General features: G+C 75.2%; 22 protein-coding genes and 1 riboswitch. Of the genes, 14 read left to right on the top strand and 8 right to left on the bottom strand.

Translation table 11 applies throughout. The annotated features are described in order from the left end of the window. Window positions 1-90 precede the first annotated feature (90 nt). The 5 genes from LPA54_RS14965 (at window position 91) to LPA54_RS14945 (ending at window position 6,251) form a co-directional block, all read left to right on the top strand. Window positions 91-918, top strand: a complete 828-nt coding sequence (locus LPA54_RS14965; RefSeq protein WP_228977989.1) for an ATP-binding cassette domain-containing protein — start codon at window positions 91-93, stop codon at window positions 916-918. Next, window positions 890-2,977, top strand: coding sequence for a YhgE/Pip family protein (locus LPA54_RS14960; protein ID WP_228977725.1), 2,088 nt, complete (start codon window positions 890-892; stop codon window positions 2,975-2,977). The genes LPA54_RS14965 and LPA54_RS14960 overlap by 29 nt, the downstream gene beginning before the upstream one ends. 38 nt (window positions 2,978-3,015) lie before the next feature. After that, window positions 3,016-3,624, top strand: coding sequence for a TetR/AcrR family transcriptional regulator (locus LPA54_RS14955; RefSeq protein WP_228977723.1), 609 nt, complete (start codon window positions 3,016-3,018; stop codon window positions 3,622-3,624). 437 nt (window positions 3,625-4,061) lie between these two features. After that, window positions 4,062-4,655 carry a DUF4126 domain-containing protein gene (locus LPA54_RS14950; RefSeq protein WP_228977719.1) on the top strand — a complete coding sequence of 198 codons (594 nt, stop codon included), beginning with the start codon at window positions 4,062-4,064 and terminating at the stop codon, window positions 4,653-4,655. 66 nt (window positions 4,656-4,721) lie between these two features. Further along, on the top strand, window positions 4,722-6,251 hold the full coding sequence (locus LPA54_RS14945) for an NAD(P)/FAD-dependent oxidoreductase (RefSeq protein WP_228977716.1): 1,530 nt from the start codon (window positions 4,722-4,724) through the stop codon (window positions 6,249-6,251). A 116-nt stretch (window positions 6,252-6,367) separates the two neighbouring features. Here LPA54_RS14945 and LPA54_RS14940 read toward each other — a convergent pair whose 3' ends face one another. The 5 genes from LPA54_RS14940 to LPA54_RS14920 form a co-directional block, all read right to left on the bottom strand. After that, on the bottom strand, window positions 6,368-7,240 hold the full coding sequence (locus LPA54_RS14940; RefSeq protein WP_228977714.1) for a hypothetical protein: 873 nt from the start codon (window positions 7,238-7,240) through the stop codon (window positions 6,368-6,370). A gap of 51 nt (window positions 7,241-7,291) precedes the next feature. Beyond that, complete coding sequence (gene metF / locus LPA54_RS14935; protein ID WP_228977712.1) at window positions 7,292-8,206, bottom strand: methylenetetrahydrofolate reductase [NAD(P)H]; 915 nt, start codon at window positions 8,204-8,206, stop codon at window positions 7,292-7,294. Between the two features lie 237 nt (window positions 8,207-8,443). Beyond that, window positions 8,444-9,148, bottom strand: coding sequence for a thiamine phosphate synthase (thiE, locus tag LPA54_RS14930; RefSeq protein ID WP_228977710.1), 705 nt, complete (start codon window positions 9,146-9,148; stop codon window positions 8,444-8,446). 141 nt (window positions 9,149-9,289) lie between these two features. Continuing rightward, complete coding sequence (locus LPA54_RS14925; protein ID WP_228977709.1) at window positions 9,290-9,655, bottom strand: Rv2175c family DNA-binding protein; 366 nt, start codon at window positions 9,653-9,655, stop codon at window positions 9,290-9,292. A 224-nt stretch (window positions 9,656-9,879) separates the two neighbouring features. Then, complete coding sequence (locus LPA54_RS14920; protein WP_308112851.1) at window positions 9,880-11,067, bottom strand: FAD-dependent oxidoreductase; 1,188 nt, start codon at window positions 11,065-11,067, stop codon at window positions 9,880-9,882. A gap of 194 nt (window positions 11,068-11,261) precedes the next feature. Continuing rightward, window positions 11,262-11,373, top strand: a riboswitch (TPP riboswitch). Between LPA54_RS14920 and thiO the strand changes: the two genes are divergently transcribed. The 6 genes from thiO to LPA54_RS14890 all read left to right on the top strand — a co-directional run bounded on the left by thiO (window position 11,371) and on the right by LPA54_RS14890 (window position 17,487). Next, window positions 11,371-12,795: a glycine oxidase ThiO gene (thiO, locus tag LPA54_RS14915; RefSeq protein WP_228977706.1), complete on the top strand. Its 1,425-nt coding sequence runs from the start codon at window positions 11,371-11,373 to the stop codon at window positions 12,793-12,795. It overlaps the preceding riboswitch by 3 nt. Continuing rightward, complete coding sequence (gene thiS, locus LPA54_RS14910) at window positions 12,792-13,016, top strand: sulfur carrier protein ThiS (RefSeq protein WP_228977705.1); 225 nt, start codon at window positions 12,792-12,794, stop codon at window positions 13,014-13,016. Before thiO ends, thiS begins: the two co-directional genes overlap by 4 nt. A 3-nt stretch (window positions 13,017-13,019) precedes the next feature. Continuing rightward, window positions 13,020-13,814 carry a thiazole synthase gene (locus tag LPA54_RS14905; protein WP_228977703.1) on the top strand — a complete coding sequence of 265 codons (795 nt, stop codon included), beginning with the start codon at window positions 13,020-13,022 and terminating at the stop codon, window positions 13,812-13,814. A 144-nt stretch (window positions 13,815-13,958) separates the two neighbouring features. Continuing rightward, window positions 13,959-15,959, top strand: a complete 2,001-nt coding sequence (gene pknB / locus LPA54_RS14900) for a Stk1 family PASTA domain-containing Ser/Thr kinase (protein WP_228977702.1) — start codon at window positions 13,959-13,961, stop codon at window positions 15,957-15,959. 8 nt (window positions 15,960-15,967) lie between these two features. Then, window positions 15,968-16,816, top strand: coding sequence for a deoxyribonuclease IV (locus LPA54_RS14895; protein WP_228977701.1), 849 nt, complete (start codon window positions 15,968-15,970; stop codon window positions 16,814-16,816). Window positions 16,817-16,992: 176 nt separating this feature from the next. Next, on the top strand, window positions 16,993-17,487 hold the full coding sequence (locus LPA54_RS14890; RefSeq protein WP_228977700.1) for a DUF4396 domain-containing protein: 495 nt from the start codon (window positions 16,993-16,995) through the stop codon (window positions 17,485-17,487). A gap of 32 nt (window positions 17,488-17,519) precedes the next feature. Here LPA54_RS14890 and LPA54_RS14885 read toward each other — a convergent pair whose 3' ends face one another. Continuing rightward, window positions 17,520-18,152 carry a sulfite oxidase-like oxidoreductase gene (locus tag LPA54_RS14885; protein ID WP_228977699.1) on the bottom strand — a complete coding sequence of 211 codons (633 nt, stop codon included), beginning with the start codon at window positions 18,150-18,152 and terminating at the stop codon, window positions 17,520-17,522. 157 nt (window positions 18,153-18,309) lie between these two features. Here LPA54_RS14885 and bfr point away from each other — a divergent pair, with 157 nt between their 5' ends. Next, the gene (gene bfr, locus LPA54_RS14880) at window positions 18,310-18,789 is read left to right on the top strand and encodes a bacterioferritin (protein WP_228977697.1); all 480 of its coding nucleotides are present in this window, start codon (window positions 18,310-18,312) and stop codon (window positions 18,787-18,789) included. Window positions 18,790-18,879: 90 nt separating this feature from the next. Here bfr and LPA54_RS14875 read toward each other — a convergent pair whose 3' ends face one another. Next, entirely contained in the window at window positions 18,880-19,152 is a 273-nt protein-coding gene (locus tag LPA54_RS14875) for a bacterioferritin-associated ferredoxin (RefSeq protein WP_228977695.1), read from the bottom strand. Window positions 19,153-19,344: 192 nt separating this feature from the next. Then, entirely contained in the window at window positions 19,345-20,700 is a 1,356-nt protein-coding gene (locus tag LPA54_RS14870; protein ID WP_228977692.1) for a class II 3-deoxy-7-phosphoheptulonate synthase, read from the bottom strand. Between the two features lie 178 nt (window positions 20,701-20,878). On the opposite strand from LPA54_RS14870, the gene LPA54_RS14865 reads away from it, so the two are divergent. Beyond that, window positions 20,879-23,407 (top strand): N-acetylmuramoyl-L-alanine amidase, encoded by a 2,529-nt coding sequence (locus tag LPA54_RS14865; protein WP_228977690.1) that lies wholly within the window; start codon window positions 20,879-20,881, stop codon window positions 23,405-23,407. 128 nt (window positions 23,408-23,535) lie between these two features. Continuing rightward, window positions 23,536-23,592, top strand: a complete 57-nt coding sequence (locus LPA54_RS43015) for a trp operon leader peptide (RefSeq protein WP_368857864.1) — start codon at window positions 23,536-23,538, stop codon at window positions 23,590-23,592. Window positions 23,593-23,610 lie beyond the last annotated feature (18 nt).

Below are 23,610 nucleotides of genomic sequence, written 5' to 3'. Positions count from 1 at the left end.
GCGCAGCCGGACGCCGCGCCGCGGCCAGACGCCGCGCCGCACGCCGAAGCCGTACCGCACGCCGAAGCCGTACCGCGGGCGGGGGCGGCCGTGAGAGCCGAGGGGTTCGGGCTCAAGGGGCCGCGCGGTTGGGCGTTCCGGGGCGTCGGCGTGGACGCGGCGCCCGGCAGCCTCGTCGCGTTGGCGGGGCCCTCCGGGTCCGGCCGCACCTGCCTGCTGCTCGCCCTCACCGGCCGGATGAAGGCCACCGAGGGGCACGCCGACGTCGACGGGGTGCGCCTGCCGCGGAAGATGGCCGCCGTACGGAAGGTCAGCGCCCTCGCGCACGTACCGGGCGTCAGCGAGCTCGACCCGGCGTTCACGGTCGTCGAGCACCTGCGGGAGGCCGCGCTGCTGCGCCGCCGCTTCGGCGGCTCGCCGCTCGCCCTGCTGCGCCCGCGCGCCGAGCGCGCGGCCGAGAACCGGCGCCGGGTGGAGGCCGCCCTGGCCGCGGTCGCCCTGGACCCGGAGACGCTGCCGAAGGGCGAGCGGACCTCCGTGCGGGACCTGGAGCGGCTGGAGGCGCTGCGGCTCTCCGTCGCGCTGGCGCTGCTGACCGAGCCGCGGCTCCTCGCGGTGGACGACGCGGACCTGAAGCTGGGCGACGCCGACGAGGCGGCCGCCTGGGCGATGCTCCGCGCGGTCGCCGACAGCGGTGTCACCGTGCTGGCGGTGTGCACCGAGACGCCCCGGGAGGCCGACGTCGTGGTCCGTACGGACGGCGGCGCCCAGACCGCCGCCGCCGGCACCGGCGCGGCCCCGGTGGAGGGCCGGGCCCCGGGCGGGGCCGCCCCGGGCGGGGGCCCCGACAGCGACCAGGACGACGACGACAACGAGGAGGGGGCGGCCGATGCGTTCGCCGAGACTGGCCGCGCTTGAGCTGAGGCGGTTCGGGCGGGGCAAGCTGCCGAGGGCCGCGCTCGTCGCGATCCTGCTGCTGCCGCTGCTGTACGGGGCGCTGTACCTGTGGTCGTTCTGGGACCCGTACAGCAGGCTCGACCGGCTTCCCGTGGCCCTCGTCAACGAGGACAAGGGCGCCACCGCGGACGGCAAGAGGATCACCGCCGGCGAGGAGCTCGCCAAGGGGCTGCGCGAGAGCGCGGTCTTCGAGTGGCACGAGGTCAGCGACGCCGAGGCCCGCCGGGGCGTCGAGGACGGGCGGTACTACCTGTCGCTGACCATGCCCGAGGACTTCAGCGCCCGCATCGCCTCCAGTTCGGGGGACGCGCCGGAGACCGGCGCCCTGCGGGTGCGGACCAACGACGCGAACAACTACATCGTCGGCCAGATCTCGCGGTCCGTCTTCTCCGAGGTGCGCACCGCCGCGTCGACGAAGTCCTCCCGGACCTTCCTCGACAAGATCTTCATCTCCTTCTCCGACATCCACGACGCGACGGAGAAGGCCGCCAAGGGCGCCAACGACCTCAAGGACGGCGTGGGCGAGGCGAAGAAGGGCTCCAAGAGCCTCGCCGACAACCTCACGAAGGCGAAGGACGGCACCGCCGAGCTGGCCGCCGGCCTCAAGAAGATCGACTCCGCGGCCGGCGAGCTGAAGACCGGCAGCCGCAAGGTGGCCGACGGCACGCAGCAGCTCGCCGACCGGGTCAACGGCGTGGCGCCGAAGGTCCGGCCGTACCTGCGCGACAACGGCAAGCAGATCGGTGACGCCGCCCGGCTGGTCGCCGACTCGTCCAAGGGCGCCCGCAACAGCCTGGAGACCATCGTCAAGCTCGGACCCGGGACCCGCGCCGGCGCGCACAAGGCCGCCGACGGCCTGACCGCGCTCTACGCCAAGCGGTGCGAGGGCGAACCGGTCGAGGACGAGGTGCTCTGCACGGAGCTGAAGAAGGCGAAGGTCGCCGCCACCGACGTGTCCGTGATCGCCGACGACGTCGCCGTGCTCGCGCAGGACAGCGGCGGCGACCTGAAGAAGCTCGACGCCCACCTCGCCGACCTCCAGAAGAAGGCCGAGGCGCTCGCCCGGCGCGCGCCGACGCTCAGCGGGGACGTGGACTACGCCATCGCCCGCATCAACGAGCTGAACAACGGCGCCGAGCGGGTCGCGTCGGGCATGGCGCAGCTGCACGCCGGCATCACCAAGAGCAAGGACGGCGCCGTCGCGATCGACTCGGGCACCGGCAGGCTCAAGAAGGGCGCCAACGACCTCGACGGCGGCCTGTTCAAGATCGCCGACGGCTCGGTGGAGCTCGCCAGCGGCCTCGACAAGGGCGTCGCGAAGATCCCCGACTACGACAAGCAGGACCGCGACCGCCGGACCGAGGTCATGGCCGACCCGGTCAAGCTCGCGTCGCAGTCGATGCACAAGGCGGCCAACTACGGCACCGGGTTCGCCCCGTACTTCATCCCGCTCTCGCTGTGGGTGGGCGCCATGGTGGCGTACATGCTGATCCAGCCGATGAACCGGCGGGCCCTCGCCGCGGGCGCCTCCGCCTGGCGGATCGCGTTCGCCGGCTGGCTGCCGGTCGCCGCGATCGGGCTGCTCCAGGTGGGCGCGCTCATGGCGGTGCTGCACTGGGGGCTCGGCCTGCGGATGGCGCGCGCCGCCGGGACGGTGGCCTTCCTCGCCCTGGTGACGTGCTGCTTCGCGGCGATCATCCAGTGGCTGAACGCCCGGTTCGGGGCGGCCGGACGGATCCTGGTGCTGGCGCTGCTGATGCTCCAGCTGACGTCGGCCGGCGGTACGTACCCCGTACAGACCAGCCCCGGGTTCTTCAACGCGATCCACCCGTTCCTGCCGATGACCTACGTCGTCGAGGCGCTGCGCCGGCTCATCACGGGCGGCGGGCTCGACCCGGTCTGGCAGGGCTGCGCTGTCCTGGCCGCGTTCACGGTGGGGGCGCTGGCGCTGACGGCGCTCTCCGCCCGCCGCAAGCAGGTGTGGACGTTCGACCGACTGCACCCCGAGCTGAGCCTGTAGGGCCGGAAGGAACGCCGAGACCTGTGAGAATCGACGCCATGGACACCCAGAGCACGCGCCGGCAGGCCACCCGCACCAAGCTGTACGAGGCCGCCGTGACCCTCATCGCCGAGCAGGGCTTCTCGGCGACGACCGTCGACGAGATCGCGGAGCGCGCAGGGGTGGCCAAGGGCACGGTCTACTACAACTTCAAGAGCAAGACAGAGCTCTTCGAGGAGTTGCTGCGGCACGGCGTCGGTCTCCTGACCGCCTCGCTGCGCACCGCCGCCGACGAGACGGCGGCGCGCGGCGGGACGCGGGTCGAGGCCCTGGACGCGATGATCCGGGCCGGTCTGGTCTTCATCGACCGCTACCCGGCCTTCACGCAGCTGTACGTCGCCGAGCTCTGGCGCACCAACCGGGCGTGGCAGTCCACGCTCCTGGTGGTGCGCCAGGAGGCGGTGGCGGTGGTGGAGACGGTGCTGCGGGAGGGCGTCGACAACGGCGAGCTGAGCGAGGACATCGACATCCCGCTGACGGCGGCCGCGCTGGTGGGCATGGTCCTGGTGGCGGCGCTCGACTGGCAGGCGTTCCAGCGGGAGCGGTCCATCGACGACGTGCACGCGGCGCTGTCGCGGCTGCTGCACGGGCGCGTGAGCGGCCGCTGACCCTCCCGTCGGGGGGCGCGGAGCCGACCCTCCCGTCGGGGAGGGGCGCGGACATGCCGCCCTCCCGCGCGGAAGGGCGCCGGACATGACGGAGCGCCGGTCCGGCGAGGCTCGATCCCCCCGAGCCCCGCCGGACCGGCGCGTCCCCCGTGCTTCCCCCGTGGGGTCCGGTACTTCCCCCGTGGACCCCGCTGTTCCCCCGTGCCTCCCACGGAGCCCGGTCGTGCTCGGGTCCGTGCGGGTGGGTGCGCGGCGCCGGTTCCGCCGCCCCGTGTCGGCGGTGCCGGCGCCGCGCGCCCTCCGTGGTCCCCACTCTCCCGTCCGGGCGGGCCCGCGCCCATCCGCGCGCCTACTCATCCGGCGCCCTGAGTACGGGTACTCAGCCCTGCGCCCCCGGGCCCACCCGGCCCCGCGCCGGCCTGGCTACGATCGCGTCCGTGTCCGTACTCCCCCTCGTCTTCACCAGCGGCTGGGCCAGCGGGATCAACGCCTACGCGGTGGTCCTGCTCCTCGGCCTGTTCGGCGCGACCGGTGTCGCCGACGGCGTGCCGCAGGCGCTGCAGCGGCCCGACGTGCTGACCGCCGCCGGGGTCCTGTTCCTGTGCGAGGCGGTCGCCGACAAGGTGCCGTACGTGGACAGCCTGTGGGACTCCGTCCACACCGTCGTCCGGCCCGTCGCCGGCGCGGTGGTCGCCGCGCTGCTGGCCGGCGAGTCCGGGTCGCTGCCCGAACTCGCGGCGGGTGCCGTCGGTGGCGGCACGGCCCTCCTCAGCCACCTGGTCAAGGCGGGGACGCGCATGGCGGTCAACACCTCACCCGAGCCGTTCAGCAACGTCGCCGTGAGCCTCGCGGAGGACCTCGGCGTCGCCGGGATCGTGACCTGGGCGGTCTTCGACCCGGTCTCCGCGGCGATCGCCGCCGGGGTGCTGCTGGCGCTCGGCGCCGCCCTGGTCGTCCTCGTCGCCGGTCGGGTGCGCCGGTTCCGGCGGGCGCGGGCCCGGCGGCGCCGGGAGCGCCGGGGCGTGCCGTAGGGCGGGGCGCCGCGGGTCGGCGGCCACCCGGCGGGGCGCGGGGAGGGTGCTTATAGAGTCCCTGGCATGGCACGGATTGCGGTGATCGGCGCCGGGATGGGCGCCATGGCGGCGGCCGCCCGGCTGGCCGTGGCAGGCCACCGGGTGACGGTGTACGAGCGGACGGGGACGCACGGCGGGGCGGTGCGCCGGTTCACGCGGGACGGGTTCGGCTTCGACACGGGGCCGGGCCTGCTGCACCTGCCCGCCGTCTACCGGGACCTCTTCCTCAAGACGGGCAAGGAGCCGCTGGAGCGCTGCGTGGAGTTGACGCAGGTGGACCCCGCGAGCCGGCACGTCTTCCCGGACGGTACGCGGGTGTCCCTGCCCAACGCCTCCCGGTCCGGCGTGGTGGAGGCCCTCGACGGCGCGCTCGGGCCGGGCGCGGGCGACAGCTGGGCGGCGCTGCTCAACCGGGCCCGCGAGGCGTGGGACCGCTCGCGGCGGCCGCTGCTGGAGGAGCCGCTGCCCGCCGACGTGTCGCCCCTCGCCCGTGACCCGTACCCGGCGCTGAGGACCGGGCTGCTGCGCCGGAGCGCGTCGACGCTCGCCGAGGTGGGGCGCCGGGAGCTGCGCGACGAGCGGCTGGCCGCCCTGCTGGACGGCCACGCGCTGGCGTACGGCCTCGACCCGGTGACGGCCCCGGCGTCGGCGGTGGTCCTGCCGTACATGGAGCAGACCTTCGGCAGCTGGTACGTGCGCGGCGGTCTGCGGGCGCTCGCCGACGCCGTGTACGAGCGGTGCCTCGCGCGGCGGGTCGCGTTCGTGTTCGACGCCGAGGTGACCGACGTGGTGGAGGAGGGCGGCCGGGCGGCGGGCGTAACGCTCGCGGACGGCCGCACCGTGGAGGCCGACCACGTCGTCGCGGGCGCTCCGGTGCCGGCGCTCTACCGGGACCACGTGGTGGCGTGGCGCGGGCAGGACGAGTGGCCGCGGTACCAGACCGGTACGGCCACCGGGCGGGTGACGGTGTGCCTGGCGCTGCGCGGGGCGCGGGAGGCCGGCGCGGCGCACCGCACGGTGGCCCACTCCGCCGACCCGGCCGGGGAGCGGGCCGCCCTGGCCGCCGGCGGGGCGCCGTGCGCCCGGCCGACGGTGGTGGTGCTGCGCCCGGACGACGACCTGCTGCGGCCCGACGCCGGGCACGAGGCGGTCACCGTGACGGCGACCGTCCCGGTGGGCGGCGCCGGCGGGCTCGGCGGGCCGGCCGGCGCGGGCGCGCGGGACGGCGGCGAGGAGGCCGTGTCGGCGTTCGCCGATCGGATGGTGGAGGCGGCCGGGGCCGCCGTGCCGGGGCTGCGCGAGCGGCTGCTGTGGCGGGAGGTGCGCACCCCCGCCGACACGGCGGCGGAGACCGGCGCGGCCCTCGTGCCGGGGCCCGCGCTGGCGGGCGCGGGCGGTGCGTTCCTGCCCGCCGCGAACCCGTCGCCGCTGCCCGGCCTGTACTTCGCGGGCGGCTGGTCGCACCCGGGCGGCGGACTCGCCCACGCCGGGATGTCCGGCGCCCTCGTGGCGGGCCTGATCGTGGAGGGCGCGGACTTCCGCGGCTCGCGCTAGCCGCCCGCTCCCGCCGGGGCGGTGGGCGACACGGGCGGCGGGGCGACACGGGCGGCGGGGCGGTGGGCGACACGGCTACGGGCCGGTCGGGCGGTGGGGCGGTCGGGCCGCCGGTCTCAGTAGCGGTACTGCCGGTCGCCCTGGTCGTGGCCGTACGGCGACGGGGGCTCCTGCGGGGGCGGCTGCTCGCCGTCGCGCTGCGGCGGGACCCAGACGCCGCCGGGCGGAGTGTCCATGCCGTACTGGGCGGCGTAGGGGTCGGCGTACGCCTGGCCGTCGCCGTAGCCGTCGTACGCGCCGTAGGGCCGGCCGACCGGGGCGGTGGTGGTGCCGATGTACGGGTCGGAGTAGGCGGCGTACTGCTGCTGGTGGTCGCCCGTTCCGTAGTCGTGCGCGGGGGCGTAGCCGCCCGGGTCGTACGCGGCGTGGTCGGCGTGGCCGCTGTAGTCGCCATGGCCGGTGTAGTCGGTGTGGCCTGCGGGGTCGGTCCGGCCCGCGGCGTGCGCGTCGTGGCCGTGGGCGCGGCCGTGGTCCGCGTCGTACACCCCGTACTCGCCGGTGTCGTCGGGCAGCGGCCGCGTCTCGTGCACCGGCGGCTCCCACGGGGCCGGCGGCTCCTCGGGGGCGGGGGGCGCCTGCGCCCCCTCGTAGGACAGGTCGCTGACCTCCAGCGTCGGCTTGCCCTCCCGGGCGCCCCCGGTCCTGCGGCGGCGGCTCGCGCCGGGCCGGCCGCCGAGCGCCCACCCGGTGGAGAAGCCGCGCAGGAAGGAGAGCGTGACGTACGTCTGTCCGACGCCGAAGGCGACCGCGCCGACGACGATCACCACGATCGAGGAGACCAGCACGCCCGCGACGACCCCGAGGAAGCCGAAGAAGGCCAGCAGCCGCCACCTCAGCCGGGCCTTGTACTGCAGGAGCACTTCGCCCAGGAGCCAGAGCGCGACGATGCCGAACGCGATGTAGAGGACCGTCCACCAGGTCGAGTCCATGCCCGCCCCTCTCCTTCGGCCGCCGCCTCGGGACGTGACGGGTACGGCCGGTCAGGACTGCTCGTGCAGTCCGAGATTCTCGTAGATCTCGAGCGTCGCGGTGGAGTTGTTCAGCGTGATGAAGTGCAGTCCGGGCACGCCTTCGGACAGCAGCCGCGCACAGAACTCCGTCGCGAACTCGATGCCCAAGGAGCGTACAGCCGCCGCGTCGTCCTTGACCGCGAGGATCCGTTCTTCGACGGCGGGCGGGAAGTGGGCGTTGCTGAGCTGGGGCAGCCGGGCGAGCTGCCGGACGGCCGTGACCGGCATGACCTCGGGGATGATCGGCGTCTCGCAGCCGGCGGCGGCGACCCGGTCGCGCAGCCGCAGGTACGCCTCGGGGTCGAAGAACATCTGGGTGATGGCGTAGTCGGCGCCGGCCCGGCACTTGTCGACGAAGTGGCGGACGTCGGTGTCCCAGTCCGCGGACCGCGGGTGCATCTCGGGGAACGCGGCGACGCCCACGCAGAAGTCGCCGGCCTCGCGGATCAGCCGGACGAGGTCGGCCGCGTAGTCCAGCCCCTCGGGGTGCGGGACCCAGTCGCCCATCGGGTCGCCCGGCGGGTCGCCGCGCAGGGCGAGGATGTTGCGGATCCCGGCGTCGGCGAACTGGCCGACCATGTTGCGCAGCTCCGCCACCGAGTGGCCGACGGCCGTGAGGTGGGCGACGGGAGTGAGCGTGGTGTCGGCGGCGATCTCCTGCGTCGCCTTCACCGTCCCGGCACGGGTGGAACCGCCGGCTCCGTACGTCACGGAGACGAAGCTGGGGGCCACCGCCTCGACCCGGCGCAGCGCGTTCCAGAGGTTCCGCTCGCCCTTCTCGGTCTTGGGCGCCCAGAACTCGAAGGAGTACGTGGTGCCGCCCGCGAGGAGATCGCGCACGGTGCGTGCGCGATCCGTCCTGGTGGAGGGTGTGCCAAGGGCCATACGGGCAGGTTAGCCACCGGGATCACCCTCACCCAACCAGGCCCGTACGTTTGGCCGGTTTTGCCGGATTACCGTCCACGCTTCGGACAGGCGCGGCGGCAAAAGCCCTGTTTGACCGGGTGTGCGTCTCGCATGGTGGACGACTGACGCCATCCGGAACCGGCCGACACGCGGACGCCCGCCACGGACCGCGCCGGAACGGCCCCGGGGCGGCGCACCCACCCGGGGCGTCGGCGCCTACCGGGCCTCTGCGGCGTGCCGGTCAGGGACGCCCGCGTGCCCGGGGTCCGCGGCGGCCCGCTCGCGGACGCGGCGGGCGAGCGCGGCGACGGCGTCCGCCGGGTCGTCGGCCTCGGTGACGGCGCGGACGACCACGATCCGCCGGGCACCGGCGTCCAGGACCTCGTCGAGGTTCCCCGCGTCGATGCCGCCGATCGCGAACCACGGCCGGTCCTGGGCGAGGGAGGCGGCGTACCGCACGAGGCCGAGGCCGGGCGCGTACCGGCCGGGCTTCGTCGGGGTCGGCCAGCACGGGCCGGTGCAGAAGTAGTCCACGCCGGGCTCGGCGACGGCCGCGTCGACCTCGTCCTCCGCGTGCGTGGACCGGCCGATGAGCACGTCGTCGCCGAGGAGGGCGCGGGCGGCCGGGACCGGCAGGTCGCCCTGGCCCAGGTGCAGCACGTCGGAGCCGGCCGCGTGCGCGACGTCGGCGCGGTCGTTCACCGCGAGGAGCCGGCCGTGGCGGCGGCAGGCGTCGGCCAGCACGGCGAGGTGCTCCAGCTCCTCCCCCGCCTCCATGCCCTTGTCGCGCAGCTGCACGATGTCCACCCCGGCGGCGAGGACGGCGTCGAGGAACTCGGGGAGGTCCCCCTGCCGCTTGCGGGCGTCCGTGCAGAGGTACAACCGGGCGCGGGACAGCGCGGCGCGGGCGGTGGTGGACATGAGGTGCTCCCCCCAGATGGGTGCGGCGGTGGGGCGGGGCGGGCGCGCGGGGGCGGGCGGGGGGGGGGGGGGGGGGGGGGGTGGGGCGGGGGGGGGGGGGGGGCGCGCCGCCGGGTGGTGTCGGTGGTGGTGGCTACGGGCTCAGACGGCGAGCGCCTGGGCGCGGCGCTTCACCTCCGTGCCGCGATTCTCCGCCAGGGCCTGGGCGGGCGTGCCCGGCAGGGACGGGTCCGGCGTGAAGAGCCACTCCAGCATCTCCTCGTCGGTGAAGCCGTCGTCCCGCAGCAGCGTCAGGGTCCCGGACAGGCCCTTGACGACCTTGCCGTCCTGGATGAAGGCGGCCGGCACCTGCAGCGCCCGGTTCTCACCGCGGCGTACGGCGATCAGCTGGCCCTCCTTGACGAGCTGCCGCACCCGCGTCACCTCGATGTCGAGGAGCTCGGCGATGTCGGGCAGGTACAGCCAGTCGGGGACGAGCGCATCGGTCTTCGCGTCAATCTCGGTCACACCACAAGCCTGCCATCCCGCGCTGACAGCCGGTACCCGGGCCCGGCCGTCCGGGCCGCCGCGCCGCCGAACCGGCGCCGCGCGCCGGATCAGCGGGCGGCGTGGCGGTGTCGTGCGGCGCCGAGGCGGAGGAGGGAGCCGATGCGGGGCGTCGGCGACCGACGACGACGCCCCGAGGTGCGACACCGGGCTTCGGGAACCGGGCGTGATCGGCGAGAGACCCCCTAGGTCAGTACGGCCGACTTCAGCGGCACCGAGGCGTCCGCGACCAGCGCCGGGTCGAGGGGCTCGCCGGACTCGATGAGCCTGCGCCCCTGCGCCACGTCGCGCGGCCGGCCGACGGCGAGGAGCGCGACGAGCGCGCCGTCGCGCAGCCAGGCCAGCGTCCACCCGGGGTCGGCCGGGTCGCCGCGGCGGATCGCCGTGTCGGCGGACGCGTGGTGGCCGGCGTACTGGACGAAGCGGCCGAACTGCTCGGACCAGAAGTACGGCACGGGGTCGTACGGCCGGGCCTGCGCGCCGGCGACGGCCGCGGCGACCGTGCGCGGCCCCTGGAGGGCGTTGTCCCAGTGGTGGACGAGGAGCCGCGTCCCGTAGCGGGCCGAGGGGAAGGAGGCGCAGTCGCCGACGGCGTACACGTCCGGCACGGAGGTGCGCAGGTGGTCGTCGGCGAGGACGGCGCCGTCCGGTCCGAGGTCGACGCCCGAGCCGGCGAGCCAGCCGGTGGCCGGCCGGGCGCCGATGCCGACGACGACGGCCCCGGCGGGCAGGAGCCGGCCGTCCGCCAGGACGACCTGGCCCGGTTCGACCCGGTCCACGCGCGCGCCGGTCAGCAGCTGGGCGCCGCTCTCCTCGTACCAGGCGGCCATCGGCTCCGCGGCCTCGGCCGGGAGCGCGCCCGCCAGCGGGCGGTCGGCGGCCTCGACGACGGTCACGGCGCACCCCGCGCCGCGGGCGGCCGTGGCGAACTCGGCGCCGATCCAGCCGGCGCCGACGACCACCACGTCGTGCTGCTCGGCGAGGACGGGGCGCAGCCGTTCCGCGTCGTCCAGGGTGCGCAGGAGGTGGACGCCGGGGACGCCCTCGGAGCCGGGCAGCGTCACGGGCACGGCGCCGGTGGCGATGACCAGCACGTCGTACGGGACGGGGCCCGCCTCTGTGTCGAGTTCGTGGTCGGCGGGGCGCAGGCCGCTGACCTCGACGCCGAGGCGCAGGTCGACGTCGAGCGCCTCGAAGTCGACCTCGAAGGCCGAGCCCTCGGCGGTGCCGAGGAGGAGCGCCTTGGAGAGCGGCGGCCGGTCGTAGGGCTGGTGGGGCTCGGCGCCGATGAGGACCACCGGCCCGGTGTGCCCCTGTTCCCGCAGGGCCACGGCGGTCTGCACGCCCGCCATCCCGGCGCCGACGACGACCACGCGCCGCCCGCCCGTCGCGCCCGCGCCGGCCGTGTCCGCCGCGTGCCCCTGCTGCCGTCCCGGCTGCTCCCGCTGCTGCTCGCTCACGCGATCACCTTACGCAGCGGGCCCGCCGTCAGGAAGGCGCTTTGCGCCGACCCGTCGGCCCCGGACTCCCTTACCGGCGCCGGGGGCGGGGGGTTACCCTGGCCCCGCCAGAACATCGCGGGAGCCCGGCGCACCGGGCTGAGAGGGAGGCTGCGCGGCCTCCGACCGTACGAACCTGATCCGGGTCATGCCGGCGAAGGGAGGGGCTGGACGCCCATGTCACGCAGCACGCCCTCACACCGCGCGCCCTCACACGGCACGCCCCCACGCAGCGCGCCTCCTCACGGCGCGCCCCCAGGCGGCACGCCGCCGGGCGGCACGCCGCCGGGCGGCACGCCGCCGGGCGCCGCCCCCACGCACGCCGCCGCCGCAGGCGGCACGCCATCGGACGCCGCGCCATCGGGCGCCGCGCCTTCGGACGCCGCCCCGTCAGACGGCACGCCGCCGGGCGCCGCGCCGTCGCACCGCGACGCGCCGGCAACCGGCGCGTCCGCGCGCAGCACGTCGGACGTCCTCGTCATCGGGGGCGGGATCATCGGGCTCGTCACCGCCTGGCGCGCCGCGCAGCGGGGCCTGCGCACCGCCGTCGCCGACCCGCGGCCCGGTGGTGGGGCCGCGCAGGTGGCGGCCGGGATGCTCGCCGCCGTCACGGAGCTCCACTACGGCGAGGAGACGCTGCTCGGCCTGAACCTCGCATCGGCCGGGCGCTACCCCGACTTCGTCGCCGAACTGGAGGCCGCCTCGGGGCTGGAGGTGGACTTCCGCACCTGCGGCACGCTCGCCGTCGCCCTCGACGCCGACGACCGGGCCCACCTGCGGGAGCTGCACGCGCTCCAGCAGCGGTGCGGGCTCGCGTCGGAGTGGCTGAGCGGCCGGGAGTGCCGGCGCCTGGAGCCCATGCTGGCGCCCGCCGTGCGCGGCGGGCTGCGGGTCGACGGCGACCACCAGGTCGATCCGCGCCGGCTGTCGGCGGCCCTGGTCGCCGCCTGCGAGCGGGCCGGGGTGGTCTTCCACCGCACGCGCGCGGTGCGGCTGTCCACGGCGCGCGGGCGGGCCACGGGGGCGGTCCTCGCGGACGGTACGGACGCGGTCGCCGAGCAGGTGGTCCTCGCCGCGGGCAGCCACAGCGGGCGGCTCGACGGCGTGCCGGAGGAGGCGCTCCCGCCGGTCCGGCCGGTGAAGGGCCAGGTGCTGCGGCTGACCGTGCCGCCCGCGTACGCGCCCTTCCTCAGCCGCTCGGTGCGGGCCGTCGTGCGCGGCAGCCACGTCTACCTGGTGCCGCGCGTCGGCGGCGAACTCGTCGTGGGCGCGACCAGCGAGGAGCTGGGATGGGACACGACGGTCACCGCCGGCGGCGTGTACGAGCTGCTGCGCGACGCGCACGAGCTGGTGCCGGGCATCACCGAGCTGCCCCTCACCGAGACCCGTGCCGGGCTGCGGCCCGGGTCGCCCGACAACGCGCCGCTGCTGGGCCCCTCCGCCCTGCCCGGTCTGCACCTGGCGACCGGGCACTACCGCAACGGGGTCCTGCTGACCCCGGTCACCGGCGACGTGATGGGCGCGCTGCTGGCCACCGGGGAGCTGCCCGAGGTCGCCCGCCCGTTCACCCCCGCCCGCTTCGCCCCCGTAGGAGTGTCATGACCCACCAGGCGAGCGGCGCCGTCACCGTCTCGGTGAACGGCGAGCCGCGCGAGCTGGCCGCCCCCCTCACCCTCGACGCCCTCGTCGCCACGCTCACGACCGCCCCCTCGGGGGTGGCGGCCGCGGTGAACGAGACCGTCGTCCCGCGCGGCGCCTGGGCGTCGACGGCGCTCGGCGACGGCGACCGGGTCGAGGTCCTCACCGCCGTGCAGGGGGGCTGAGCCGTGGCCGACGACCGTCTCACCATCGCCGGGACCCCCTTCGACTCCCGGCTGATCATGGGTACGGGCGGGGCTCCCAGCCTCGACGTGCTCGAACGGGCCCTCGTGGCCAGCGGCACGCAGCTGACGACCGTGGCGATGCGCCGCATCGACCCCACCGTGCACGGCTCGGTGCTGTCGGTGCTCCACCGGCTCGGCGTCCGGGTGCTGCCGAACACCGCGGGGTGCTTCACCGCGGGCGAGGCCGTGCTGACGGCCCGCCTCGCGCGCGAGGCGCTCGGCACGGACTGGGTGAAGCTGGAGGTCGTGGCGGACGAGCGGACGCTGCTGCCGGATCCGATCGAGCTGCTGGAGGCGGCGGAGACGCTGGTCGACGACGGCTTCACGGTGCTGCCGTACACCAACGACGACCCGATCCTGGCGCGGCGGCTGGAGGACGCGGGCTGCGCGGCGATCATGCCGCTGGGCTCGCCGATCGGGTCCGGCCTCGGCATCCGCAACCCGCACAACTTCCAGTTGATCGTGGAGCACGCGCGCGTACCGGTGATCCTGGACGCGGGCGCCGGTACGGCCTCGGACGCGGCGCTCGCGATGGAGCTCGGCTGCGCGGCGGTGATGCTGGCGTCCGCGGTGACCCGGGCGCAGGAGCCGGTGCTCATGGCCGAGGCGATGCGGCACGCCGTGGAGGCCGGGCGGCTGGCGCACCGCGCCGGGCGCATCCCGCGCCGCCACTTCGCGCAGGCGTCCTCCCCCGTCGACGGCCGGGCCGCCCTGGACCCGGAGCGGCCCGCGTTCTGAGCCGCCGCCGGAAGGGGGCCGCGCCCCCGCCCGGCCCCCTCCGGGCCCCCTGCGACGTGCGGCGTGTCACAAGTCGGCTGCACGGCGGCGCCGGTCATGTACAGGGCGACGGGAGGGGTCCCGGGGGCTCGTAGACTCGGGGCCGTGGATACGACCCTTCACGACCCGCTCGCCGGCCGGCTGCTCGACGGCCGCTACCGGGTCGACGCGCGCGTCGCCGTCGGCGGCATGGCCACGGTCTACCGGGCCGTCGACACCCGCCTCGACCGGGTGCTCGCCCTCAAGGTGATGCACCCGGACCTGGCGACCGACGCGACGTTCGTGGAGCGGTTCATCCGCGAGGCCAAGTCCGTGGCGCGGCTCTCGCACCCGAACGTCGTCGGCGTCTTCGACCAGGGCGCCGACGGGGAGTACGTCTACCTGGCGATGGAGTACGTCGCCGGCTGCACCCTGCGGGACGTGCTGCGCGAGCGGGGGGCGCTGCCGCCGCGCGCCGCGCTGGACATCCTGGAGCCGGTGCTCGCCGCGCTCGGGGCGGCGCACCGCGCCGGGTTCGTGCACCGCGACATGAAGCCGGAGAACGTGCTCATCGGCGACGACGGCCGGGTCAAGGTGGCGGACTTCGGACTCGTCCGGGCCGTCGGCACGGCCACGAACACCACCGGCTCCGTCCTCGGCACCGTCTCCTACCTCGCGCCCGAGCAGATCGAGCACGGCACCGCCGACACCCGCGCCGACGTCTACGCGTGCGGCGTCGTGCTGTACGAGATGCTGACCGGCGGCAAGCCGCACGGCGGCGACACCCCCGCCCAGGTCCTCTACCAGCACCTGAACAACGACGTCCCCGCCCCGTCGGCCGCCGTCCCCGGCCTCGCCCCGGAGCTCGACGCGCTGGTGGCCGCCGCCACCGCGCGTGACGCCGGGGCGCGCCCGGACGACGCCGTGGCGCTGCTGGCGCTGGCCCGCGGGGCCCGCGCCGCGCTGGGCGAGGCGCAGCTGGACCTCGTACCGCCCGCGGCGCGCACGGCGGCCGGCACCGGCACCGGGGCGGGCCGGGCGGCGGACGGGGCGCCGGAGGCGGGGGCCGGGCCCGACGACGTCACGAGCGTCATCGCCCGGCCGCTCCCCGGCGGGGACGACGTCCACCGCACCAGCCGACTGGAGGTGCCGCCGGGCACGGGTACGGGGCGCCTGCCGCGGCCGGTACCGCCCGCGGCGCGGCGCGGCGCCCTGGCCGCGGCCCTCACGGGGCCCCGGCGGGGCCTCGTCGCGGCGGTGGTGGCCGCCTTGCTGGTCCTCGGGGTCGGCGCGGGTGTCTGGTACATCAACTCAGGCCAGTTCACGCGCGTCCCCGCCACCGGCGTGCTCGGCAAGACGCGCGCGGAGGCCGAACGGCGGCTCGCCGACGCGGGCCTCGACGTCGGCTCGACCCGCGAGGACTTCAGCGGCGCCTTCGAGCGCGGCACCGTCATGGCCACCGACCCGGCGCCCGGCGAGCGGATCCGCGGCAGCGGCCCGGTCTCCCTGGTCATCTCGCGCGGCCCGAGGATCGTCAAGGTCCCGGAGCTGGCGGGCGAGCCGCTCGCCGCCGCCAAGGAGCGGCTGCGCGCGGCCGGGCTGGCGGCGGGCGTGGTGACCGAGGCGTTCGACGCGGGGGTCGCGCGCGGCTCCGTGATCAGCAGCGACCCGCCGGCCGGGACGGAGCGGTCACCGGACGCGGCCGTCGCGCTGGTCGTCAGCAAGGGCGCCCCGGTGGAGGTCCCCGGTGTCGTCGGGCAGCCCCTCGCCAAGGCCCGCGACGCGCTCGCGGAGGCGGGCTTCGAGGTGACGCTCGCCAAGGAGGCCGTCCACTCCCGGCACCCCGTCGGGTCCGTCGCCGCGCAGTCCCTGCCGGAGGGCGCCCGCGCGGCCGAGGGCGACCGGGTCACGCTCACCGCGTCCAAGGGCCCGCGGGCGGTCGAGGTGCCCGACGTGACCGGGGACGACGTCGACGAGGCCCGGCGCCGGCTGGAGGAGGCCGGCTTCGAGGTCAAGGTGGAGCGGAGCTTCCCCTTCCTCGGCGACACCGTCGCCTCCCAGTCCGTGCGCGGCGGGGCCACCGCTCCGGAGGGCAGCACGATCACGCTCAAGACCAAGGGAATCTAGGTACACCCATGCGCAACCCCGTCGGGGCCCACGTCCCCGTGGCCGGCGGCCTGGCCGCGACCGGCCTCGCCGCCGCCCGTGAGACGGGCGCCGAGACCGTGCAGGTCTTCGTCGCCAACCCGCGCGGCTGGGCGACCCCCGCCGGCAACCCGGCGCAGGACGCCGCGTTCCGCGAGCAGTGCGCCGCCGACGGTGTACCGGTGTACGTCCACGCCCCGTACCTGATCAACTTCGGCTCGCACACCGAGGCGACCGTGGAGCGGTCGGCGGAGTCCCTGCGCCACTCGCTGCGCCGGGGCCGCGCGATCGGCGCCCGGGGCGTCGTCGTGCACACCGGCTCGGCGACCGGCGGACGGCCCCGCGCGGAGGCGCTCGCCCAGGTGCGGGAGCACCTGCTGCCGCTGCTGGACGAGCTGACGCACGACGACGACCCCTTCCTGCTGCTGGAGTCGACCGCCGGGCAGGGCTCGTCGCTGTGCTCCATGACCTGGGACTTCGGCCCGTACTTCGAGGCGCTCGACGCCCACCCCATGCTGGGCGTGTGCCTGGACACCTGCCACGCCTTCGCGGCGGGCCACGACCTGACCGGGCCCGGCATGCACAAGACCCTGGACCTGCTGGTGGAGACGGTGGGCGAGGGGAGGCTGAAGCTCGTCCACGCCAACGACTCCAAGGACGTCGCCGGCGCGCACAAGGACCGGCACGCCAACATCGGCGCCGGGCACATCGGCGAGGAGCCCTTCCGGGAGCTGATGCGCCACCCGGCGACCGAGGGCGTCCCGCTGGTCATCGAGACGCCGGGTCCCCGGGAGCAGCACGCGCGGGACGTGGCCCTGCTGAAGTCCCTGCGCGACTGACGCGCCGGACCCGGCACCGGCCCCGGCGCCGGGTGCGGCGGGCGGCACGGGCCGGCAGGACGTACGGTGGCGCGTACCGGCGTGTACCGGCGCGTCGGACCCGCGGCCGCCACCACCCGCCACCACCCGCCACCACCCGCCCGCCACGACCGGCACGATCGGGCACGGGACACTCCATGGACGACCACCGCCACCCCGCGGCGCACGACGGGCACCCCGCTCCCTCGGGCGGGGCGGCCGGCTGGGCGACGGCGGTCAAGGCCACCCTCCACTGCCTCACCGGCTGCGCCGTGGGCGAGGTCCTCGGCATGGTCATCGGCACGGCACTCGGCTGGGGGAAGGTGCCGACCATGGCCCTCGCCATCGTCCTGGCGTTCCTCTTCGGCTACTCGCTGACCCTCTGGGCGGTCCTGCGGGCCGGTCTCGGCCTGCGGGCCGCCGTCGGCGTCGCGCTCGCCGCGGACACGCTGTCGATCACCGTCATGGAGGCCGTCGACAACGGGGTGCTCCTGCTGGTTCCGGGGGCGCTCGACGCGCACCTGGCCGACGGGCTGTTCTGGGCGGCGCTGGCCTTCGCGTTCGCCGTCGCGTTCGCGGTGACGACCCCGGTCAACAAGTGGCTGATCGGCCGGGGCAGGGGCCACGCGGTGGTGCACCGGTACCACGGCTGACGGGCCGGCCCGCCGCCACCGCGGCGCCGGGGTCAGAGCTCGGGGCCGTCGCCCGGCTCCTCCTGGTAGGAGTAGCGCTGCTCCGCCCACGGGTCGCCGACGTTGTGGTAGCCGCGCTCCTCCCAGAAGCCGCGGCGGTCGGCGGTCATGTACTCGACGCCCCGGACCCACTTCGGGCCCTTCCAGGCGTACAGGTGGGGCACGATCAGCCGCAGCGGGAAGCCGTGCTCCGCGGTGAGGAGCTCACCGTCCTTGTGCGTGGCGAAGATGGCCCGCTCCGAGGCGAAGTCGGACAGCCGCATGTTGGCGCTGAAGCCGTACTCGGCCCACACCATCACATGGGTGGCGTCGGGGGCCGGCGGGGCCAGTTCCAGGACGGTCCGCGCGGGGACGCCCCCCCATTCGGCCCCCACCATGCTGAACTTCGTGACGCAGTGCAGATCGGCCACGACGGTGGAGAAGGGGAGCGCGGAGAACTCCTCGTGGCTCCAGCAGTGCTTGCCGCCGCCCGCGGTGGCGCCGAAGACCCGGAACTCCCAGCGCTCGGGACGGAAGCGGGGAACGGGCCCGTAGTGGGTGACCGGCCAGCCGCGCTGCAGGCGCTGCCCGGGGGGCAGCTCGGACTCCCATGCCGCCCGGTGTTCCTCGCTCTCCGGCTGACCCATGGCTCAATGGTGACAGACCGGGAGGGGTGGTCACGACCAGAGGTCGGGGCGATCCGGGCAAGTCCCACTAAGCCTGTACTTACTGGACTGCCCACCTCCACGGTGCGAGGATGCGCGCATCCCGCCCCCCTTCACACGCGTGGAAGGAGCCTCTGCGATGCAGGGCGACCCTGAGGTCATCGAGTTCCTGAACGAGCAGCTGACGGCCGAACTCACGGCGATCAACCAGTACTTCCTGCACGCCAAGATGCAGGAGAACTTCGGGTGGACGAAGCTGGCGAAGTACACCCGCGCGGAGTCCTTCGACGAGATGAAGCACGCCGAGGTGCTGACCGACCGGATCCTCTTCCTGGACGGCCTGCCGAACTACCAGCGGCTGTTCCACGTCCGCGTGGGCCAGTCGGTGACGGAGATGTTCCAGGCGGACCGCGAGGTGGAGGTCGAGGCGATCGACCGCCTGAAGCGGGGCATCGACGTGATGCGCAGCAAGGGCGACATCACCTCGGCCAACATCTTCGAGTCGATCCTCGCCGACGAGGAGCACCACATCGACTACCTCGACACGCAGCTGGAGCTGGTGAGCAAGCTCGGTGAGGCGCTCTACCTGGCGCAGGTCATCGAGCAGCCGGAGAGCTAGACCCCGCCCGCGGGCGCGCCCCACCCGGGAGGCCGGCCGACCGGGAGGTCCACGCTGCCCGGAGGCCGGCCGGCCGGGAGGTCGGCCGGGTCAGGCCGCTTCGGGCACCGGGACCGGGGCGACGGTCGCGGCGGAGGCGGCGGCGAGCCCGGACAGCGCCGGCTCGCCCTGGTCCAGCAGCTCGCGCCGGGGGCAGGCGCCCCGGCCGAGGATGGCCTGGATACGACGTACGCAGGAGCCGCAGTCGGTGCCGGCCTTGCAGGCCGAGGCGATCTGGCGCGGCGTGCAGGCGCCGGCGTCCGCGTGTTCCTTGACCTGCTTCTCGGTGATACCGAAGCACGAGCAGACGTACACGCGGGTCACCTCCCTGCAAGTTCGGGGCCTCGGCCGTCGAAAGCCCCCCGCCGGGTCGGTGAGGCTAACCTAACCTTACCCATAGGGCCGAAGGCGCGAAAGCCCGGGCGACCCCGGAAAACGCGATGGGGCGCGGATCACACGGATCCACGCCCCAGCGCCCGGTCAAGGCCGTTTCCGGCCATGATCAGGGATCTTCACTCACTGGTTGCGGTACATCTCCGCCACCAGGAAGGCCAGGTCCAGCGACTGGCTGCGGTTGAGCCGCGGGTCGCAGGCCGTCTCGTACCGCTGGTGCAGGTCGTCGACGAAGATCTCGTCACCGCCGCCCACGCACTCGGTGACGTCGTCGCCGGTCAGCTCGACGTGGATGCCGCCGGGGTGCGTGCCCAGCGCCTTGTGGACCTCGAAGAAGCCCTTGACCTCGTCCAGGACGTCGTCGAAGCGGCGCGTCTTGTGGCCGGAGGCCGCCTCGAAGGTGTTGCCGTGCATCGGGTCGGTGACCCACACGACGGACGCGCCGGACGCGGTCACCTTCTCGACCAGCTCGGGGAGCCGGTCGCGGACCTTGTCGGCGCCCATGCGGACGATGAAGGTCAGCCGGCCGGGCTCGCGCTCCGGGTCCAGCCGGTCGATGTAGGTGAGCGCCTCGTCGACCGTCGTGGTCGGGCCGAGCTTGATGCCGACGGGGTTGCGCACCTTGGAGGCGAACTCGATGTGCGCGTGGTCGAGCTGGCGGGTGCGCTCGCCGATCCACACCATGTGGCCCGAGGTGTCGTACAGCTCGCCGGTGCGCGAGTCCACCCGGGTCAGGGCCGACTCGTAGTCGAGGAGCAGCGCCTCGTGGGAGGCGTAGAACTCGACCGTGCGGAACTCGGCCGGGTCGGTGCCGCACGCCTTCATGAAGTTCAGGGCGTCGTCGATCTCCCGGGCCAGCTGCTCGTAGCGCTGACCGGACGGGGAGGACTTCACGAAGTCCTGGTTCCAGGCGTGCACCTGGCGCAGGTCGGCGTAGCCGCCGGTGGTGAAGGCGCGCACCAGGTTCAGCGTCGAGGCCGACGCCTGGTACATCCGCTTCAGCCGCTGCGGGTCCGGGACGCGCGCCGCCTCGGTGAAGTCGAAGCCGTTGACCGAGTCGCCCCGGTAGGTCGGCAGGGTCACGCCGTCGCGGGTCTCGGTGGGCTTGGAGCGCGGCTTGGAGTACTGGCCGGCGATCCGCCCGACCTTCACGACGGGCACGGAGGCGGCGTACGTCAGCACGGCGCCCATCTGCAGCAGCGTCTTGAGCTTCGCCCGGATGTCCTCCGCGCCGACCGCGTCGAAGGACTCGGCGCAGTCGCCGCCCTGGAGGAGGAACGCCTCACCCCTGGCGACGGCTCCCAGCCGGGCGCGCAGCTGGTCGCACTCGCCGGCGAAGACGAGCGGCGGATAGGACTCGAGGTCGGCGATCACATCGCGCAGAGCCTCGGCATCCGGGTACTCGGGCTGCTGCGCCGCGGGCAGGTCTCGCCAGGTCGCCTTCGCGGCGACGGCGTGGGTGTCAGCGTTCACGGTCACCTCGACAACATTACGCGGTCCGGACAGCCGTCCACGTCCTGGCTCAGGAAGTGAGACGAGACCTTCCACTCACCCGGATGCCGCAGCGGGCCGCCTCCCGACGGGTGATCACTTGTGTCGTTCGGTAGCCTCGCGCGTTTCGCGTGTGGACCACACGCACGACATACAGGGGTGGGACTTGAGCGTTGACCCTCGCAAGGACCGCAAGAAGAGAAAGCTCCTGATCCACGGCATCGTCTCGGCGATCGCCGTCGTCACCACGACCGCCGGCACCCTCGCCACGGCGGCACCCGGCTCCCCCGGCGCGGCCGGGACCCGGGCCGTCGCCTCCGCCGCCGGGCTCCAGTCGGCGTTCGACCGGGCGGCGCGCGAGTTCGATGTCCCGAAGAGCGTCCTCATGGCCGTGTCGTACCGGCAGACGCGCTGGGAGAGCCACGACGGCCTGCCCAGCACCACCGGCGCGTACAACGTCATGGGGCTCACGCAGGTCGACCCGGAGGACCTGGCGGACGGCCACGCCGGCGAGGACGACGCCGAGCACCGGCTCGCCCACATGAACCGCAGCGGCGACCCGGACGTGGAGGAGCACTTCGACGCCCGCAGGGCGCTGGCCTCCGTCCGTGCGGAGCCCGTCGACACCGACGACCCCCGGCTGCACACCCTCGACGAGGCCGCCGAGCTGATCGACGCCTCGCCCGAGGCCGTGCGGGGGGACCCCGCGCAGAGCGTCCGGGCGGGAGCGGCGCTCCTCGCCGCGTACCAGCGCCGGGCCACGGGCTCGCTGCCCGACGACCCCGGCGCGTGGTACCCGGCGGTCGCCCGCTACAGCCAGGCGCCCGACCACCGGGGCGCGCGGCTCTTCGCACAGCGCGTCTTCGAGTCGATCAGGACCGGTGAGCACCGCACCACCACGGACGGCCAGCGGCTGTCGCTGACCGCCGAGCCGTCGGTACGCCCGGCGGCTTCGTCGAAGGTGCCGCTCGCCGCGCCCCGCGCCGGCGCCGCCGCGGCCCCCGCGCCGGAGTGCCCGGCCGGCCTGGAATGCGACTTCCGCCCGGCCGCGTACCAGCAGAACAGCGGACCGGACGACTGGGGCAACTACAACGTCGCCGCCCGCCCCGCCGGCGGCCACGACATCCGCTACATCGCCGTCCACGACACGGAGGGCAGCTACGACGGGTCGCTGGCCGTCTTCCAGAACCCGGCCACCTACGCCAGCGCCCACTACATGGTCCGCGCCTCCGACGGTCTGGTCACCCAGATGGTGGAGAACAAGGACGAGGCGTGGCACGCGGGCAACAAGACCCTCAACATGCACTCGATCGGCGTGGAGCACGAGGGCTACGCCATCAAGGCGGGCAGCTGGTACACCGAGCCGCAGTACGAGTCCTCCGCGGCGCTCGTGAAGTACCTGGCGGCCCGGTACGGCATCCCCCTCGACCGCGAGCACATCATCGGCCACGACGAGATCCCGGGCGTCCTGGACGAGAAGGTCCGCGCCCAGCACTGGGACCCGGGCCCGTTCTGGGACTGGAACCACTACATGTCGCTGATGGGCGCCCCCACGGGCGCCGGCGGCGCGGGCGGCCCGCTCGCGGCCGGGCAGACGGTCCGCGTCGTCCCGCCGTTCACCGCGGCCAACCAGCCGAAGCTGACCCACAACGGCGCCGCGGTCCCCGCCCAGCCGGCGAACTTCGGCTATCTGTACACCTCCCCCTCGACCGCCTCCGCCACCGTCGGCGACCCCTACCTGGGCGCGCAGACCTGGAGCGAGGGGTGGAACTGGGGCAACAAGGTCGTCGCCGGCGGCACGTACGTCGTCGCCGAGGCGCGCGCCGACTGGACGGCGATCTGGTACGGCGGCCAGAAGGCGTGGTTCCACAACCCGGGCGGCCAGTACACCGCGCCCGTGGCCGGGGGGACCGCGGTGCGGGCCAGGCCCGGCGTCGCGGTGAAGGTGTTCGGGCGCAGCTACCCGGACGGCGCCGCGTACACGGGCACCGGGGTGCCGGTGCAGGACCGCAACGGCGCCGACCTCACGAAGTACACGCTCCCCGCCGGGCAGCTGTACACCCTGGCCGGCCCCGCCGTGCCGGGCACGTACTACTACGGCGGGACGATCGACGGCACCGGGCCGGGCTCCCGCACCCTGGTGCGGGGGAGCAACTCCTTCCTCCCGATCCGCTTCAACCACCGCTTCGCCTGGGTGAGGGCCTCCGAGGTGGAGCAGGTGCCGGGCATCGCGCCCGACCCGGGCACGGACCGGCACAACGCCCTCACCCGCGACGCCTCGGGCGCGCTGTGGCAGCACCAGGGCAGGGGCGACGCCTCCGCGCCGTTCCTCACGCGCTACCGCGTCGGCTCCGGCTGGGGCGCGTACGACGCCGTCACCTCGCCGACGGGGCTGCGTGCGGACGGCGCCGGTGACCTCGTCGCCCGCGACGCCTCGGGTGTGCTCTGGTACCACCAGGGCAGCGGCAAGCCGTCCGCCCCGTTCCGGGCGCGGGTGGACGTCGGCAGGGGCCGGCAGATCTACGACGCGCTGCTCGGCCCGGGGGACCTGGACCGGGACGGCACGCCGGACCTGGTCGCGCGCGACGCCGCCGGCGGGATGTGGTTCCACCGGGGCACCGGCGGCGCCACCGCGCCGTTCGCCGCCCGCACGGCGGCCGGCGGGAGCCGGCAGGGCCACGACCTGTTCGTCTGACCCGCCCCGTCGTCCGGCCGGCCCGCTCCGCCCCGCCCGCGGGGCGGAGGCGGGACGGAGCGGCGCGCGGGACGTCCGTCCACCGGACGGCCCGCGCGGCCGCGGGCGGATGCGCTAGGGTCGGCGCCATGTTCGCGCAGACGACCCGTGACTGGTGGTGGACCGCTCAACCGGCGGCCCACTGACGACGCGCGCACACGACA

This window comes from Streptomyces sp. DH12, from assembly GCF_020873895.1.
In the GTDB taxonomy this organism is placed as follows: Bacteria; Actinomycetota; Actinomycetes; order Streptomycetales; family Streptomycetaceae; genus Streptomyces.
This window is presented reverse-complemented; position numbering and strand designations above follow the sequence as displayed.

Excerpts from the sequence above, each read along its gene's own strand:
- LPA54_RS14890 (WP_228977700.1), top strand. The coding sequence starts at position 16,993 with ATGGACGACCACCGCCACCCCGCGGCGCACGACGGGCACCCCGCTCCC.
- bfr (WP_228977697.1), top strand. The coding sequence starts at position 18,310 with ATGCAGGGCGACCCTGAGGTCATCGAGTTCCTGAACGAGCAGCTGACG.
- LPA54_RS14940 (WP_228977714.1), bottom strand. The coding sequence starts at position 7,240 with ATGGACTCGACCTGGTGGACGGTCCTCTACATCGCGTTCGGCATCGTC.
- metF (WP_228977712.1), bottom strand. The coding sequence starts at position 8,206 with ATGGCCCTTGGCACACCCTCCACCAGGACGGATCGCGCACGCACCGTG.
- thiE (WP_228977710.1), bottom strand. The coding sequence starts at position 9,148 with ATGTCCACCACCGCCCGCGCCGCGCTGTCCCGCGCCCGGTTGTACCTC.
- LPA54_RS14895 (WP_228977701.1), top strand. The coding sequence starts at position 15,968 with ATGCGCAACCCCGTCGGGGCCCACGTCCCCGTGGCCGGCGGCCTGGCC.
- LPA54_RS14955 (WP_228977723.1), top strand. The coding sequence starts at position 3,016 with ATGGACACCCAGAGCACGCGCCGGCAGGCCACCCGCACCAAGCTGTAC.
- LPA54_RS14945 (WP_228977716.1), top strand. The coding sequence starts at position 4,722 with ATGGCACGGATTGCGGTGATCGGCGCCGGGATGGGCGCCATGGCGGCG.
- thiO (WP_228977706.1), top strand. The coding sequence starts at position 11,371 with ATGTCACGCAGCACGCCCTCACACCGCGCGCCCTCACACGGCACGCCC.
- LPA54_RS14960 (WP_228977725.1), top strand. The coding sequence starts at position 890 with ATGCGTTCGCCGAGACTGGCCGCGCTTGAGCTGAGGCGGTTCGGGCGG.
- LPA54_RS14885 (WP_228977699.1), bottom strand. The coding sequence starts at position 18,152 with ATGGGTCAGCCGGAGAGCGAGGAACACCGGGCGGCATGGGAGTCCGAG.
- thiS (WP_228977705.1), top strand. The coding sequence starts at position 12,792 with ATGACCCACCAGGCGAGCGGCGCCGTCACCGTCTCGGTGAACGGCGAG.